At 46.5% G+C, this 15972-nt stretch carries 17 protein-coding genes and 1 pseudogene; 3 read left to right on the top strand and 15 right to left on the bottom strand.

Annotated elements, in window-relative coordinates:
* Positions 1–9: 9 nt before the first annotated feature.
* From KHN79_RS20650 to KHN79_RS20580, 15 genes and pseudogenes are all read right to left on the bottom strand, one after another.
* The gene (locus tag KHN79_RS20650) at positions 10–738 is read right to left on the bottom strand and encodes a FliA/WhiG family RNA polymerase sigma factor (RefSeq protein WP_182010827.1); all 729 of its coding nucleotides are present in this window, start codon (positions 736–738) and stop codon (positions 10–12) included.
* A 9-nt stretch (positions 739–747) separates the two neighbouring features.
* Positions 748–1250: pseudogene (locus KHN79_RS20645) on the bottom strand (flagellar basal body-associated FliL family protein).
* A gap of 18 nt (positions 1251–1268) precedes the next feature.
* On the bottom strand, positions 1269–2405 hold the full coding sequence (locus KHN79_RS20640; RefSeq protein ID WP_244812721.1) for a flagellar hook-length control protein FliK: 1137 nt from the start codon (positions 2403–2405) through the stop codon (positions 1269–1271).
* Entirely contained in the window at positions 2406–2720 is a 315-nt protein-coding gene (locus KHN79_RS20635) for a LafD (RefSeq protein ID WP_182010829.1), read from the bottom strand.
* Complete coding sequence (gene fliS, locus KHN79_RS20630; RefSeq protein WP_182010830.1) at positions 2704–3090, bottom strand: flagellar export chaperone FliS; 387 nt, start codon at positions 3088–3090, stop codon at positions 2704–2706. Before fliS ends, KHN79_RS20635 begins: the two co-directional genes overlap by 17 nt.
* A gap of 19 nt (positions 3091–3109) precedes the next feature.
* Entirely contained in the window at positions 3110–4447 is a 1338-nt protein-coding gene (gene fliD / locus KHN79_RS20625) for a flagellar filament capping protein FliD (protein ID WP_182010831.1), read from the bottom strand.
* A gap of 358 nt (positions 4448–4805) precedes the next feature.
* On the bottom strand, positions 4806–5642 hold the full coding sequence (gene lafA / locus KHN79_RS20620) for a lateral flagellin LafA (RefSeq protein WP_182010832.1): 837 nt from the start codon (positions 5640–5642) through the stop codon (positions 4806–4808).
* A 237-nt stretch (positions 5643–5879) separates the two neighbouring features.
* Entirely contained in the window at positions 5880–6692 is an 813-nt protein-coding gene (locus KHN79_RS20615; RefSeq protein WP_182010833.1) for a diguanylate phosphodiesterase, read from the bottom strand.
* Complete coding sequence (gene flhA / locus KHN79_RS20610; RefSeq protein ID WP_182010834.1) at positions 6685–8775, bottom strand: flagellar biosynthesis protein FlhA; 2091 nt, start codon at positions 8773–8775, stop codon at positions 6685–6687. Before flhA ends, KHN79_RS20615 begins: the two co-directional genes overlap by 8 nt.
* Positions 8776–8804: 29 nt before the next feature.
* Positions 8805–9932 (bottom strand): flagellar biosynthesis protein FlhB, encoded by a 1128-nt coding sequence (gene flhB, locus KHN79_RS20605; RefSeq protein WP_182010835.1) that lies wholly within the window; start codon positions 9930–9932, stop codon positions 8805–8807.
* A complete protein-coding gene (gene fliR, locus KHN79_RS20600; protein ID WP_182010836.1) occupies positions 9929–10705 on the bottom strand; it encodes a flagellar biosynthetic protein FliR in 777 nt (258 codons plus the stop codon). The genes flhB and fliR overlap by 4 nt, the downstream gene beginning before the upstream one ends.
* Positions 10705–10974: a flagellar biosynthesis protein FliQ gene (gene fliQ, locus KHN79_RS20595; protein ID WP_182010837.1), complete on the bottom strand. Its 270-nt coding sequence runs from the start codon at positions 10972–10974 to the stop codon at positions 10705–10707. Before fliQ ends, fliR begins: the two co-directional genes overlap by 1 nt.
* An 11-nt stretch (positions 10975–10985) precedes the next feature.
* Positions 10986–11744: a flagellar type III secretion system pore protein FliP gene (fliP, locus tag KHN79_RS20590; protein ID WP_182010838.1), complete on the bottom strand. Its 759-nt coding sequence runs from the start codon at positions 11742–11744 to the stop codon at positions 10986–10988.
* A gap of 13 nt (positions 11745–11757) precedes the next feature.
* Positions 11758–12126 carry a flagellar motor switch protein FliN gene (gene fliN / locus KHN79_RS20585; protein WP_182010839.1) on the bottom strand — a complete coding sequence of 123 codons (369 nt, stop codon included), beginning with the start codon at positions 12124–12126 and terminating at the stop codon, positions 11758–11760.
* Positions 12123–12923 carry a flagellar motor switch protein FliM gene (locus tag KHN79_RS20580; protein ID WP_182010840.1) on the bottom strand — a complete coding sequence of 267 codons (801 nt, stop codon included), beginning with the start codon at positions 12921–12923 and terminating at the stop codon, positions 12123–12125. The genes fliN and KHN79_RS20580 overlap by 4 nt, the downstream gene beginning before the upstream one ends.
* Positions 12924–13433: 510 nt before the next feature.
* On the opposite strand from KHN79_RS20580, the gene KHN79_RS20575 reads away from it, so the two are divergent.
* The 3 genes from KHN79_RS20575 to fliE all read left to right on the top strand — a co-directional run bounded on the left by KHN79_RS20575 (position 13434) and on the right by fliE (position 15972).
* The gene (locus KHN79_RS20575; protein ID WP_211907288.1) at positions 13434–14120 is read left to right on the top strand and encodes an OmpA family protein; all 687 of its coding nucleotides are present in this window, start codon (positions 13434–13436) and stop codon (positions 14118–14120) included.
* Between the two features lie 150 nt (positions 14121–14270).
* Positions 14271–15602, top strand: a complete 1332-nt coding sequence (locus KHN79_RS20570) for a sigma-54 dependent transcriptional regulator (RefSeq protein WP_182010842.1) — start codon at positions 14271–14273, stop codon at positions 15600–15602.
* A 13-nt stretch (positions 15603–15615) separates the two neighbouring features.
* A complete protein-coding gene (gene fliE, locus KHN79_RS20565; protein ID WP_182010843.1) occupies positions 15616–15972 on the top strand; it encodes a flagellar hook-basal body complex protein FliE in 357 nt (118 codons plus the stop codon).

Genomic DNA, 15972 nt, shown 5'->3' with positions numbered 1-15972 from the left:
TTATAACTCCTAGGAAGACAGGTATTGGTTGAGTTGTTTTAGTGCTTGCTTGTGCAGCTGACAAACTCTCGGAGGTGTCAGGTTTAGCACCAGTGCGATTTCATTCAGGTTAAGCTCATGCTGGTAAAACAAGGTCAGCATCAACTGGTCCCTTTTAGAGAGACTTTCCATTGCAGATTCCAGACTGCGTCGTGTCTGCTCGTGTGCCATGCCGTCATAGTGAGCGTCCAGGTGGTTTTCAATGCCGTTCTCAATCAGCTGATCCAGACTCTGCATTTCACCGGCCAGTGCTGCATTCTGGCGAGCAAGGTAATCTTCCTGGTTTGTCCCCAGCGCCTGCATGATCTCGGTATCGGAAGGCTGCCTACCCAAGGCGCGGGTTAAGTCACGCGTTATGTCATTCAGTTCATGAGCCTGCTGACGGGTTTTACGTGAACGCCAGTCGAGACGGCGCAGCTCATCGAGAATTGCGCCACGGATTCGGCATACTGCGAAGGCAGGAAAGTTCGTATCGTCGATATCACCGTAGCGGCGACCGGCTTCCAGTAACCCGATAAGGCCAATCTGCTGCATATCTTCTATCGTGCAGTGTTGATTGGCATGGATTCTGAGCTGGTTGACGATACGTTTGACCAGAATCTGGTGTTGCTTTAGAAGCTTGTTTTCATCAATAGCATTGGAAGGGGAGTGAATATCTCCTTCCACGCCATAATCTTCCTGAAAATTGATGTCCAACATAGCGTCTACCTACTGGAGTACATATTTAGTGAGCAAAACGTCATCGATATCGCGGGCGATATCGTTGTCAGCGAAAGCCAGAAGTATGCTTTTTTTCACTTCTTCCTGAAGCTGATTCACTGTTCCGTGTTCTCTTAACGCTTCGTATGTCTTATCGCTGAAAAGCTTAAGTAGCGAGTTCCGCACGACAGGCATGTAGTGGTCGATGGCTTGAATACGTTCCGGGTTCTGGTCTCTATGGCCACTTCTAGCATAACGAAATGAGATTGCTTTTTGCCTTTTACACTGAGCACGATTTTTTCCAGAGAGTGAAAGCTTGATTCGGTCTCTTTTGATGCCGGCGTGCTCTCAGTCAGAAAGGAAAGTGGTGTACCTTCAAGCCACTCTTTGTTTTCTCCACTCTGGTTGGAATGGGTCAAAAACCAGAGCCCGCCTATAAATGTTCCTGCTGACACCAGAACACTAGTAATAGCCACTGAAATAACTACGGCAAGTAGCTGCTTTTTAGACATAAATCTATTCCTCGAAAATTATGCTTGAGTACTGAGCCAGTGCTCAGACAGGTTAGATAACGAGTCAGGTTGACTGGTGTCTCGTGCTGAAAAAATCGTGAATTCGTCCAGTTCTTGCTGTGCCGCTTGTTGCTGATGGCTGTCATCTGAGCCGACATTGACATTCACATTTAGAAAGTTTTGATTTTGCAGTTCAGTGCGTAATCGTTCGGAAACCTGCACCAATGCCTCTCGGGTAGAAGCAGCATTCGCATTAATCTGAACGTTGAGAGTGTCGCCTTCGACACGGACAATCAGATTCAGTTTTCCAAGTTCGGGCGGGTCGAGGCGAATCTTTGCTTCTTGCATGTTCTGTTGTGCCTGCAGAGTGACTCTGTCATGCAGCACCTGCATCATTTGCTCTCCCCACTTTGCAGCGTTGGTATCCACTTTTATGCTGGCCCACTCTGTGCTGTGAACCTGAGCCGGAGTTCCAAAATGAATCGCATTCTGAGTCGTTGCGGTACCGGATTGAGAGTGATTCTGGGCAGCCATTGCGATGGGCAATATGTCCTTTAAGCTTTGGCTTCCAGACAGTTGTGAGACCGGATCGTTAGAGGATGCAGTTAAAGGGAAGCTACTTTTGTTTTCACCTACTGAACCCATAACGGTGGTGTGCAGCATTCCGCTCTCTGTAGGAGAAGACGACGCAGAGGAAGAAGGGTTCAGATTGCCAGAGGCAGGCACGTTAAGTAGCTTATCCATTTTGGTTTCGCTTAACTTAAGCAAAACGTCCTTGGCAGCCTCTCGTACCGGATGTGAAAAACCGGCTAACGTAGCTGACTCTGTCGCAGGTGTTACCAGCGCCATTGCACCTTCGCCAGATACTTGCGGATTACCTGGCGTGACGGTGCCTTGCGCGTTACCAATTAACACTGGCACCATTTCTGTCATTCCAAGCTCCGCAAGTTCAGGCTCGTCGGTCAGTAGCAACGTTTCTTCCTGAGAGCCGGAAAGCGCTTGATCCGGCGTATTGGCGTCTGTTGTTGCCAACTGAAAACTGGCGGTCAGTTCATCGGCGCTGCCGGAGGGGCGGGCGTCCTGTATGTTGACCACCTGAGTCTTCGCTGCGGAGATTTGGGTCGATGATGCTTGCAATAACGGCGTATTCATCATTTAGTACTCCATGGCAACGGCGAGCTCATACGCTTTTGCCCGCTCATTATGTGCCTGGGTAGTACCAAGTTCTTCACCTAGCTCTTTCGTCGCCTTTTGCAGTGCTGCGAATGCTTCTTTGTGGATCGCTCTGACATTTTCAATTTCCGGTGCCAGTTGCGGATCCTTAAGATGAGGCTCATGGGCGGTCAGCAGCTCTCTCAACGTGATGTCGTGACGCTGCAGGCTATGCCAGTCTTTTGTTTTAAAAGAAATCTGTATCAGTTGAGACAGATGACGAAAACGTTCCGGAGACACTTTATGCTTGTAGACCATAATTTACCCATCCTTCTCGAATGTTATTCATCACCTGCTCCACATTAGCTAACTTGTTCAAGTCGTTGTGGATGCTTGCCTGATAAAGCTCTAACTGGCAGAAATCATAAAGCTGGTGGAGGTTTTCAGCGATTTCACCGCCTTTTTCGGTATCCAGCGCACTATCGAGGCCAACAATGATGTTCATGCATTTGTTGATACCAGCCCCTTTTTCTGCCAATCGCTCCGTGGTCATATGACCGCGGATGCGCTCTATCTCATCAAGCAGTCCGTCAAGTAACATCACAACTAACTGATGCGGGGAGGCAGATGCTGCCTGTGCATCCAGTTCTACTTGTTGGTATGAGTCGTAATCTGATCCCATTAACATAACTGTCTCCTAGTTGTTATTAACCAAACATGCTCATGGTTTGATTCATTTGGCGCATAATGGTGTTCATTTGAGTAAATTGTCTCAGGTAGCGGTCGTACGCCATATCGTATTTACGATCCAGCGCAACCTGCTTATCATCTATTCGGTCAATATTCTGTTGGATGGCATCCTTACGCGATTTGAATAATCCAGACGAGAACTGGAGATATGGTTCCATTAAGCTGTCAATTGAATCGAGTAGATTGCCGTCACCGTTAAACATCTCTTCTAGTGCGGTACTGTTATTGAGCTGAGCCTCTTCAAACTTCTCCGCGTCCAGCTTCATCGTGCCATCTCGGTTAATTTCTATTCCAGCATCTGCCAGGCGTAATCCACCAAAATCACTTCGGATCATGGATTTGAGCTGGCTTTCTATCGAACGTAAAGTCGGGTCGCTGGCCAGAACCGGGCGTGTTTGAGATTCACTGTCTACTTCGGAATATTTATCGATAGTCGACATCAAAGAGTTGTAGGCATCGATAAACTTATTTACCTGTTCTTTAGTAGCCTCTTCATCAGCGCCAATATCCATTGTCAGTGCTGCGTCAGTGGCGCTTTGTGCCTTTGTCACCGTAATATCAACCCCGTCAATGACATTGCTGAACGTATTGCTACTCTCTGTCAGCTTTAGACCGGTATCTTTCGCGCCTAGCCAGATAATCGCGTCTTGAGGGGTAGTAATTTCATTAAGCGTATTAAAGCCGTCTTCAAACCAGGCTTGACCCGTACCGGAAGTGGTGACGCTAATGCTGTTTGCAACACCCGTTTCTTCACTGGATAGCATGAAGTGTGTTTGTCCGTTAGAGCGAACCAGAGTGGCGTTGACGCCGGGGTTGTTAGGGTCGTTATTGATTGCCTTAGCGAGATCCGCCATCGTAGCAACGCCATCTCCGTCGCTGTCGACAGTCGATAGATCGAGCGTCATAGTCTCGCCGTTAACTGTGAACTCCATGGTTCCGGTTAATGGTATCTCTGTCGTCGAATCAAGCGTAGCCGGTAGGCTTGCTGAAACCTGATGAGCAGTCGCTACCTGCTCGACAAAGATTTGATAGCTGCCCGAAAGAGCGGTCGCATCAGCGCTCGCAGAAAAGAAGCCTTCTTCTGAAGTGGTCGCGCTGTTTTTGATGATGCTGCTGGTACTACTGTTCATTTCACTTACAGCTGTGCGGAAATCTCGCAGCGCGCTTTCAACTTCTTTCAGCGCTTTTAGCTGTGACTGGTACTGCTGTGTTTGTGTCGAATAGCGTGCTTGAAAAGGCTGGACATCATATGTCGCCAATTGGGTCGCCATCGTAATTGGATCTAATGAACTCATTGGAGTACTCCCGTATCGTCGCTAGGTTTTAGCTTGGTGTCGCGCATCATCGCGTGCTCCATTAATGACGTTGAGCAAGATGAATGCCAGAAAATAAATCGTTATTTAACAATGGGTTATTTATAAACCCAGCGCTTTGCGGAAGCTGTGATTCCATACGTGCAGTTCCGCATTTCCCTCGTGCGTTAAGTGAGGATGCTTTTGATAATAAAAGGCGACCAATAGGGGGGAGAGATTAAATAAGATGTGCTGCTATGTTTCTTAACGTATTGACTAATAAAATAAAAACAGCCTCTGGGGGGAGGCTGTTTTTAGGACGGATAAAATAAGGCGGAGGAGGAGGACTCCGCGACTTACATTATCGAAGTAGAGACATTGCCATGCCTGGTAGCTGGTTTGTCTGAGATAGTACTGTTGTACCAGCTTGCATCAGCATTTGGTTCTTCGTCATGTTTGAAGATTCAACTGCGAAGTCAGCATCAGTGATACGGCCTTTAGCAGCAGCAGTGTTCTCAGAAACGTTAGCCAGGTTGTTGATTGTGTGGTCTAAGCGGTTGATGTTCGCACCCAGAGAAGAACGTACTGTGTTAACTACGTCAAATAGGCCGTCAACTGCAGTGATTTCAGCGTTAGCAAGTGCGTTAGTAGTCAAACCGCCAATACCTGTTGTAGCTGCAGTATTTAGAGTTGTTAGATCTGCTGACATATCAAAAGTTAGTGTTTCAGCAGCGCTCGCACCAATCTGGAAATCAACTGCTGCAGCAAGTTTACCGCCAACAAGAAGCTTCTGGCCTGCACCGTAGGTTGTTTCAGTAAGAATACGAGTTGCTTCTGTTTTTAGCTCTTGGTATTCCGCATCAAGTGCTGCTAGTTCAGTTGTACCGTTCGTGCCGTTCGACGCTTGTGTTGCTAGGTCTTTCATACGGTACGCAATGTTTGTAATTTCGTCTAGAGCGCCGTCAGCAGTTTGTAGCATAGAGATAGCGTCTTGAGAGTTGCGCATTGCAACAGACATGCCGCGAGTTTGCGCTTCTAGTTTGTTTGCAATTGTAAGACCTGCTGCATCGTCAGCTGCAGAGTTAATGCGAAGGCCAGTACTCAGGCGTTCCATTGCTGTTGTTAACAGTTCGTTGTTGCTGCTAAGTGTGTTTTGAGTAACTAGTGATGCGTAGTTAGTGTGCATTGATAAAGCCATTGTAAAACTCCTTCGTTTTTCTCAATAGTCTGTAACTTGATTCAGGACTAGGGGTCTTTCCCCGTTAATTAATAGAGGCGGTTGAAGGAGTGGGAAAATTAATTAAATTTTAAATTAATTTGCTTTTTTTTATTCTGGCGCCACACCGAGGCTTGTAATGACGGTAGCTGGCGCCAGATTCGGAGCATTTAAAAGAGGAGGGAAAGTGAGGTATAAATGCTCACATTAACTTAAGGGTTAGTTCCAGTTTTCGTTCTCAGTTCCGAAGCTTTTTAAAGATAGCGGGGTCGGAATATCACTAAAGTAACCAAAGTAGTAATTGGCACCTAACAGTTTGTACTGGCTGAGTTCTGCCTGACAAGCGACGCGGCTCGCTACCCATTGAATTTTGAGTTTTCTGACAAAACGCACTATTGGGAGATAAGCCATGCGTGACTCTTTATCTTCGAGTGTAATAGCAAGCTTTAGTACATCTGGCTTAAACGGCTCTAGTTGCTCCAGATAACGACAAGGTGCTACAGCTTCGAACCACAATGCATGTGCAAAATTCTTTATCTGTTCAATGAGAATCTGGCCAACAGGAGTAAAACTCGAATGCTCGTTCAGCTGAAGTGAAGGGATCACATGAGAGAACTCTCTCTTATGGCACTGCAAAACCTGTTCGAAAAACTCTTTTCCGGGCGGCCAGATCAGAGCATCCAGCTTTAAAGGAACGACTACGTTGCTGATCAAATCCGGGTGGAATGTTTCCATCTGAAACCGGGTCTGGCGCAGCGCGAGATACAAACTGTACAGATCTAGACAGTAGGCAATTTTTTCTGACAGCTCGAACTGATAGACACTCTGTTCTCCTCCACCGCCAAAGCGCAGTGTTAAGTGCTGAAACTCGACTTCGCCTGAACGAGTTTCGCGGATTGCCTGGCAAGCATGACGAATATCGTTATGCTTGAAGGCATCGTGAATCAGCTTATCATCATCCGTTTCGAGATGTGCTTCCATGAGTTTATCAAGATAAAGGTATATTGCTTGATATGATTTGAGACTAGCCAAGGTTTCCTACCACGTTTATCTGTTTGTTTTCTGGGATTTCATTGTAAGACAAGACCGCCAATCCTTGAGAGAAGGTCCGCGCATAACGAGCAATTAACGGGCGCAGTTGCGGCATCACCAATAGGATCGGTGCCATACCCTGCTGTTTCAATTGCTGTTTAATTAAAGGTAAATTCTGCTGAAACTGACTGAGAATGTTTGGTTCTATCGGGAAACTGTCCAACATAACTTTACCACTGGCCTGAGCTTGTTGCAGTGAGGTCATCAGCATTTGTTCAAGTTCATCCGACAGTGCATATACGTTGAGCTCATTTTTTTGACCCGCAACCAAGTTGATTAAGGTGCGTCGAAGCGAATAGCGTATGTCCGCTGCCAGTAAAATTGGGTCTTTGGTGTTTTCAGAAGACTCTAGCATTGAGTTAGCTATGGTACGGATGTCTTTCAGAGGTACCTGATCAAGCAGTAGCTGGCGGTAAACTTTCAGCTGCTGTGCCGGGTTTAAAGCGGCGCTGAGTGCTTCTGCCAGTTTTGGTGCTTGCTGGGTCAGACGCTGGGTTATCGCATCAACGTCATCATGATTAAACAGTTCCGCTAGGTTTGTCTTAACTACTTTACTGATGTGTGTTGCGATCACGGTTGCGTCATCAACAACCTGGTAACCCATATTCAGTGCTTTGGCTTTATCATTGTGCTCAATCCATACAGCAGGGAGCTGGTATGCAGGGTCGTGGCCTAAAATGCCGTCTACTTCTCCGTAGGTTTCGCCCACTGCGATTGCCATCAGACGATCAGGTTCAATAAAGCCTTGTTCTATCACTTCGCCGTTAAGTGCAATTGTATACTGGTTCGGTTTTAGGCTGAGGTTGTCACGGATACGGATTTCAGGCAGCAGAAAACCGACCTGTTCAGACAGGTTACGTCGCAAGCCGCGAATACGTTTGGTTAAAGGTGCGCCCTGATCTTTATTCACCAGGTGAACCAGACGGTATCCTAATGCCAGTGACAGAGTGTGCACGTGAGGAATATCATCCCAGCTCAGTGGCGCGTCTTCTTGTTGCATCGCCTGAGAAATCACTTCGACTTCATCAAGCTGTGTATCAACGGCAGGGTTTTTATACTGACGCCAGCCGGCAAAACCTAACGCGGCAGCAAAGGTGAAAAAGGCGAGATGAGGCATGCCCGGTACCATGCCGATCATCAGCATGATAGCGGCAACGGTAAACAGAGTGGCAGGTGACGCTAGCAGCTGTTTCTGCATGGTTTCCGACATACCGTTGTCGCTGTCGTTGATACGCGTAACGATGATCGCAGCAGAAGTAGCAAGTAGCAGAGACGGGATCTGGGCAACCAGACCATCACCGATAGTCAGCAGTGCATAAACCTTGAACGCTTCAGAGGCAGCAAGACCGTGTTCAAATACCCCGATGCTAATACCACCGATGATATTGATAAACAGGATTAGCAAGCCGGCGATGGCATCACCGCGAACGAACTTGGATGCACCATCCATGGAGCCGTGGAAGTCGGCTTCATTGGCCACTTCACGGCGACGCTGGCGCGCTGTGTCCTGATCAATCAGACCGGCGTTAAGATCGGCATCTATCGCCATCTGTTTACCCGGTAGGGCATCGAGTGTGAATCGGGCTGCAACTTCTGAGATACGTTCGCCACCTTTAGTGATAACCACGAAGTTGATGATCATCAGAATGACAAAGACCACCATACCAACAACGTAGTTACCGCCGATCACGACTTCACCAAAAGCCTGAATTACTTTACCCGCGGCATCGCCACCGTTATGGCCATCAAGCAACACGACGCGGGTCGAAGCAACGTTCAGCGTCAGACGCAGCAGCGTAGCAATCAGCAAAATTGTCGGGAATATGGAGAAGTCCAGCGGACGTCTGGCTGTTGTACTGACCAGTAAAACCAGAATGGCCAGTACAATGTTGAAGGTAAACAGAGCATCCAGCAGTAGTGGCGGCAACGGCAGAATAACCATTGCCAATACCATTAGCAGAACTAACGGTATTCCGACATAGCCTTTGCTGGAAATCTGGAGTTGTTTTAACCGGTCAAGCATGTGTTTGTTTCCTAACGATAAATCTTATGTTAATGCTGCAAGTGTTGAGGGATCGTAAAGTGCGGCAGTGGCATAGGCTTTTCGCCCTGTTTGGTGCGGAATGCTTTTAGCTGCATCACGTAAGTTAAAATATATGCCACAGCGGTATAGAGCTGGCTCGGAACAGCCTGTTCTATAGCCGTGGTATGGTAAATCGAACGCGTTAAAGGCGGAGAGTTTATGATCTCTACACTGTTCTCTCTGGCAATTCGCTGAATGTGCATGGCGGTTTCATCCACGCCTTTCGCGACAACAAACGGGGCATCAGACAATAACGGGTCGTACTTCAGTGCGACCGCGTAGTGGGTTGGGTTAGTGATCACTACATCCGCAGTTGGTACCATTTTGTCGATTTTTCGGCGTGCGAACTGTTGCTGAATCTGACGAATACGCTGTTTTACTTCCGGATTACCTTCGTTGTTCTTGTACTCTTCTTTAAGCTCTTGCTTGGTCATTTTGAGTTCTTTCAGGTGCTCCCAGCGCTGGTAGGGGATGTCGATCAAACCGAACAGCAAAAGGATAGCGCCCATAAGTAGCATTCCGTCGAAGAGAATCAGCATGATCTCTCTTACGCCCTGGCTTAAAGGAAGGTGGAGAAGATTAAGCAGTGGCTGAATGTTACTGTCCAGGTACCAGTACAAAACAGCAAATATGACCGCGACTTTTAATGATGACTTAATCAGTTCGACCAGCGAACGAGTAGAGAACATGCGTTTAACGCCGGAAATCGGACTGAGCTTACTTAATTTAGGCTGAACATTGGGAAAATGGAGCATCCATCCGCCAAGCACCAGGCTGCTCGCCACCGTAGCGACAATGATAATGACGAACATTGGAGTAAGCATTGTAATGATCATTCCCAGGCTGTGACCCATTTGCTCGACAAGTTGCTGAGGGTTATCTAAATCCGCTCGCGTAAGCACCATGTTATAGCGGAATATGCCCGATATATTTTCCCAGATAGAAGAGAACTGACTGTAGAAATAGACAAGTACAGCAAAAAAGATCACCGCGGTGGTGAACTCTTTTGCACGGGGAATCTTTCCGTCCTGACGCGCCTTCTTGATTTTCTGTGGTGAGGCTTTTTCGGTTTTATCCTGAGATGATGAGTTACTCATGCCTGCCCCAGAAGATATTTGCTAAGAAAATCTAACGCGTCGTGCACTAGCGCGTTGTATCGGCTTGGTACACCTGAAATGGAGATGAGCACAGCAACAAGACCAAGCAGCATAGTCATAGGAAAGCCAAGCGCATACACGTTAAGCGACGGGGCTGCGCGGTTCATCACACCGAAACTGATGTTAGCAAGCAGCATGGCCACAATTGCCGGTAATGCTAAAGCCAGAGAAGAAGCAAACATCCAGCCAAATACGCTTATTATTCCGTCCAGTGAGACCGTGTTTAATCCCGAACCTACCGGCCAGACAGTAAAGCTTTGGATAACAATATCGATGACAACGAGGTGCCCTTCTAGAGCAAGGAACAGAAGCGTGCTGAAGATAAGAAATATCCGTCCCAGAATGGCGACCGACATACCGTTTACCGGGTCATTCATCATTGCCATACCAAGGCCCATCTGCAGGGAGACGATCTGACCAAGCATGGTGAAAATGGTAAAAAGCATGTGTAGAACCAGACCGAAAAGTAATCCCCATATTGCCTGTTCAAACGCCAGTAGCAGAGAAGTTAAGGAAAATAGCTCGACAGCAGGCATGGCCGGCATGAGTGGTGCTGAAATGACAACGATCGATAACGCAAGAAGGGTACGAATCCAGACAGGTATCAACGCATCGCCGAAAAATGGCATCGAGATGAATACTGCGCTCACGCGGAAAAAAGGCCACCAAAACTGACCTAAGATACGGGAGATGTCTGCAAACGTCATTTCCATCAGCCAATCATTCCCGGTATGTTGTGGAATAAGTGGTCGAACAGGTCCATGATGGTTCTAAGCATCCAGTGACCCGCAAAAATTACCATTAACAGCGTAACCAACAAACGCGGAAGAAAGCTGAGTGTCTGTTCATTAATTTGAGTCGCTGCCTGAAAAACGGCGATTATCAGGCCGGTAATAAGACCGGGTACAACCAGGACCGCGACCATGGTAATGATCATCCATACGGCATTGGAAAACAGGGTTACAACTAATTCTGGAGTCATGGCATCACCCGTTATCCAAAGCTTGCTGCAAGCGTTCCGACTGTCATCGCCCAGCCGTCAACAAGAACAAACACAACCAGTTTAAATGGCAGTGAAACGATCAGCGGAGACAGCATCATCATACCCATTGCCATCAGTACGCTGGCGACGACAAGGTCGATAATCAGAAAAGGGATAAACAGCATAAAACCAATCTGGAAGGCGGTTTTCAGTTCGCTGATCACAAAGGCTGGCAGCACAACGGCAAAGGAGATGTCCTCCAGGTTTGAGTCTAGCGGTTCATTGGCGATACGGAGCATTTGCTCTAAAGAGCTTTGCTGAGTCTGGGTCAGCATGAAATGGCGAACAGGTTTCTCAGCGATAGACGCTGCCTGCATCAGAGTAATCTCACCTTGGTCATAGGGTGTGAAGGCGTTCTCATACACATCTGTCCAAACCGGACGCATGATAAGCAGTGACAGCGTCAGCGCAATGCCCACTAATACACGGTTAGGCGGACTCTGTTGCAAACCAAGTGCCTGACGGAGTATGGCGAGTACAATAATAATTCGCGTAAAGCTGGTCGCCATGAGAATGAAGGCTGGCAAAAAGCTCAGCGCAGTCATCAACAACAGAATTTGCAGTTTTACACTGTATTCCTGCTGAGATTCCCCATCAATGACGGATAAGATGGTTAAACCATTATCGGCAGCCACAGACGGTAAGGAAAAGAGCAGAATGACGATGCCAATCAATGCGAGCCATCGCTGCTGGTACAGAGGTTTATTCATCCAATGAACAGCCTTATTTCACCGCGTTTGCCAGAGTAGTATCTAATACACTCGTCAGGCGCAGTCCGTACTTGTCATTGACAACTACCACCTCTGCGTGACCCATTAAAGCGCCGTTCACTCTGACATCAAGTGGCTCACCGTTAAGCTTATCCAGCTCGATAACGCTGCCTTCGCCTGCTTTCATTAGATCAGCAAGTGCGACTTCTTTGCTGGCAACTTCCAGCGTAAGTGTCACCGGAATGTTTTTGAAAAAGCTGAGGTCGCGTTCAGTTACTGCCGGTGTGAACTTTGGTGTCTCGTCCTCAATCCCTTCCAGGTGGAAATCATCAAAGTTCAGTTCTTCGCTGTCAAAGGCGTTTTGTTCTAGTGACTCACTCATCTCAAGGACTCCTTGTCTTGGTTAATAATCAAAACTAATTGGCCATCTTTTTCGGCGACGTGTCCTGTAAACAGGTGCTCCTGACCGATGCTCACCGGAACGTCAGAAAGTAATTCAATGGGTAAAATATCGTCTGGTTTTAAAGCGACTAACTCGCTCAGTGGCAGTGTCTTCTTACTGAGTTGTGCAGTGAGTCTCACCGGTGTGGATTCTAGTGAGTGGCAAAATGGATCATATAAGTCCTGATTCGATTTTAGCCCCAGCTGCTGGGTTAAAACACCGATCAGTTCTTCATTCAGTCTAAGGTGAATAAGGCCACTGGTGTTGGCAATCGTCACTTTAATGGTTGCATACAGCCCCAGCCCCTGAGAAGGCTCAAACTCGGATACTGACCACATTTCGTCTGGTGCCAGCCAGTTGATGATGAACTTGCCAATTCTTTCCTGCAAACGACAATCGCTGTTACTCAGAACGTTTGTCTTTCGCTCAATTCTGGCACCAAAGAAGGTGTCAGCGATTCGTAGGAGCATTGCCTGGTCGATATGGACATAGAGAAGCCCTCCTGCATTGTGTTGAAATGTGCAGGTATGAGGCTTGAACATTTTGTTGGGTACAAGCGTATGGAGAGAGACTTCACTAATCGACGTCTCTACTTTTTCTGTTTTTAGCCAATTTTGCAGTTCATATGTCAGCGTATTGCATGAGTCTGATAACAGGTTCTCTAGCTTTTCGCGGATAATATGTACTGGCTTACCCAACCACTCTATATTTAATGGCTGAAATTCTTGAATAGACATTTTAATTCAGTTTTTGCTTATTATTTGTTTAATGGAGTGATATACGATATCTCCAAAAAGGTGAAAATGATATTACAGCGGAGGGGGAGGAGTGTCTATATAGAGGATTATGTTTAATATAAATAAATGTGATGTTTATTCTTAAAATAAAATTTAACTATCGAGAAGTGTCTTATTTATTAATATAGTGATTTTTTAGTATTGCGCAGGCACTTAAAATTGCGTAGAGTCTCGTCCTTGATGGTTATGGTGTTGCATATACTGGCTTTGGTTGTATATATGTCAGGTATGTTTTTTGATCCTCATTCCATGAATGATATGTATAGTTGTTGTTACATAAATGGAGCAGTGTAAATTAGAACGTACCTTACGTAGTATAAGATACTAGTTTCTTATTTGCTTTATGAATATGAGAAAGTGTTTTTTTTTGGCTCATTTGTTTCTGGACTTTTTCTATTGGAAAGGCTTTTTCAATAGAAATTCCAATGGACTTAGTAAGTTGGAAATATAATGGCGGAAGTTTATTTTGCACGCTGGAAAATTATATTCCGCAATATGGGAAGTTTTACTTCCGCTCTAATAAAAAAAAACGAACTTCTATTTAATATTGAATTAAAAAAACATGCGGAAGATTGGAGTAAAAGCTCTTTATTCAGTCACTCAGCTCCGTGGGTTAATGATGCAGAACAAAAACTAATCTCTAATGATGCAGCCATTACCAAAAATAAAATCTCTTTTAGTAATAATAGTAAAATATTACTTAATGCTATAGCTGAGGGAAATTGGTTAAAGATCGCGGCAAGCGGAAGTAACGCTTCCGGCTCTACGGAGTATCTGATTCCCCTAATTCGATTTCAAGAGGCATTATCTGAGTTCAAGCAGTGCGCGGCAGGCTTACCTGAAATGTCTTTTGCCGAGGCTCGGGATGCTGATATCTATTTTAAATCTGGCCAATCAACTCTGTCGGCCGCTCAGCGTAAGTACATACGAGCACTACACAGCTATCTGATTGCTGATGCACGTATCGATAAAGTTCTGATTGACGGACATACAGATAGTACGGGTGACTCAGTTACTAATCTAAAAATTTCCAGGCAGCGAGCAAAGCTGGTTGCCCGTGAACTAAGAAAACTCGGCGTTAACGAAAAAAAAAATAGAGCTCAGAGCTCATGGATCTCGTTATCCGGTTTTAACTAATGTAACAAAAGCAGGACGAGCAAAAAACAGACGTGTCACGGTTAGGTTAGTACGTGATAACGAAAACGTAATGCCTGCAATCTATTCAAAATAAAAAAAATAACTGGTACGAACAAAAAAAAGTACCAACAGAATGACTAAAGGTTGTCTATGTCAAGGATGGAAATATTGTTGGTTGAGCCCAACGAACATTGTGCCCAGCTTGTAATGAATGTATTGGAAAAGTCTGACTACCAGGTCAGGCACTCGCGCACCGGGCGTGCGGCACTGATTGATGAGCGTGCAGACGTGACATTAGTCAGTTCAAACCTGCCCGACATGTGTGTGAGGGAGTTTGTCGCCAGTCATCAGAAGCGGGCTAATAACGGTTTTGTTATTGCGATAGTTGAGCAAGAACAAGGCCTTTTAGCGGCAGAAACAATGAAAGCAGGAGCAACAGACTATCTGTTGCGCCCTTTTGAATCGACCCAGCTGGTCAGTTTGCTACGCAGGGTTGATGCTCTACGTAAGCCAATGGCAAACATCGTTGCCGAGTCCTGGCGCAGCAAACAGGTACTTCAGCTGGCACATCGAGCGGCTTGTACAAATGCCAGCGTACTGATTACTGGTGAATCGGGTACAGGTAAAGAAGTGCTGGCTCGTTATGTTCATGAGCACTCACCAAGAGCTGATGGGCCTTTTATTGCGGTTAACTGCGCTGCGATTCCTGAATCAATGCTTGAGGCGGTTCTTTTCGGTCACGTGAAAGGTGCCTTTACCGGTGCTACGGGTTCACAAACCGGTAAGTTTGAGGAAGCGAACGGCGGAACCATCTTACTCGATGAGATTGGTGAAATGTCTCCTGAAGTTCAGGCCAAGTTATTGCGTATTCTGCAAGAGCGAGTGGTCGAGCGTGTAGGTAGTCATAAAACCATTCAACTCGATATTCGTGTTATCGCTGCAACAAATAAAGACCTGCGTGAAGAAGTGCAAAAAGGCACGTTTCGCGAGGATCTCTACTATCGCCTCGACGTTCTGCCACTTCACTGGCCACCACTACGTGAACGTCAGGAAGATATCCTGCCTATCAGTCAGTTTTTTATCAAAAAATATCAGGACGGAAGCCACTGTCAGCTGTCGCAGGATGCCATGGTTGCCCTTAGTCAGTATCACTGGCCAGGCAATATTCGTGAGCTAGAGAATGTGATTCAGCGAGCGTTGGTCATGCGTCATGGTGACTACATTACCGCTCATGATCTGATGCTGCCGGTTAAGTTGATTGGTGCCGTACCTGAAGAGATGCCAGCCAATAAGCTCGGACATGTAGAAGTGAAGAAGCAGGCGGAATATCAATATATTTTGGATAAGTTGCGTGAGTTTGGCGGTAACCGTACCAAAACCGCTAACGCTCTCGGCGTATCCACTCGTGCATTACGCTACAAACTTGCGGCAATGAGAGAGTACGGCATCGATCTACAGTCGGTGCTTGGCTCAGCTGCCTAGAGGAGATGACATTATGGAAAGTCAACCGCTCAATAATTTGATGACTGCTGAACAGCTTATGCTGTCGAAAATGGAGAACATGCGTGCACAGGTTGCACCAGAGTTTGTTGTGACCGCTCATCCGCTGGATATGCAAAAGGTGAATCAGCCGATGTCCTTTTCTAACGCGATGACCAATGTTCTGGATGTGGTGAACAAGCATCAATCCGTAGCGAGTGAAAAGATGACGGCGGTTGAAACCGGTCAGAGTGATGATTTGGTTGGCGCTATGATTGCAAGTCAGAAAGCCAGCCTGTCATTTAATGCACTTATGCAAGTACGCAATAAAGTGGTCGCTTCGTTCGAAGACGTAATGAAAATGCCGGTGTAA

Source organism: Vibrio sp. B1FLJ16 (genome assembly GCF_905175385.1).
Lineage (GTDB): Bacteria > Pseudomonadota > Gammaproteobacteria > Enterobacterales > Vibrionaceae > Vibrio.
The sequence above is the reverse complement of the archived record's forward strand: the minus strand, read 5'-3'. Positions and strand labels throughout refer to the sequence as shown.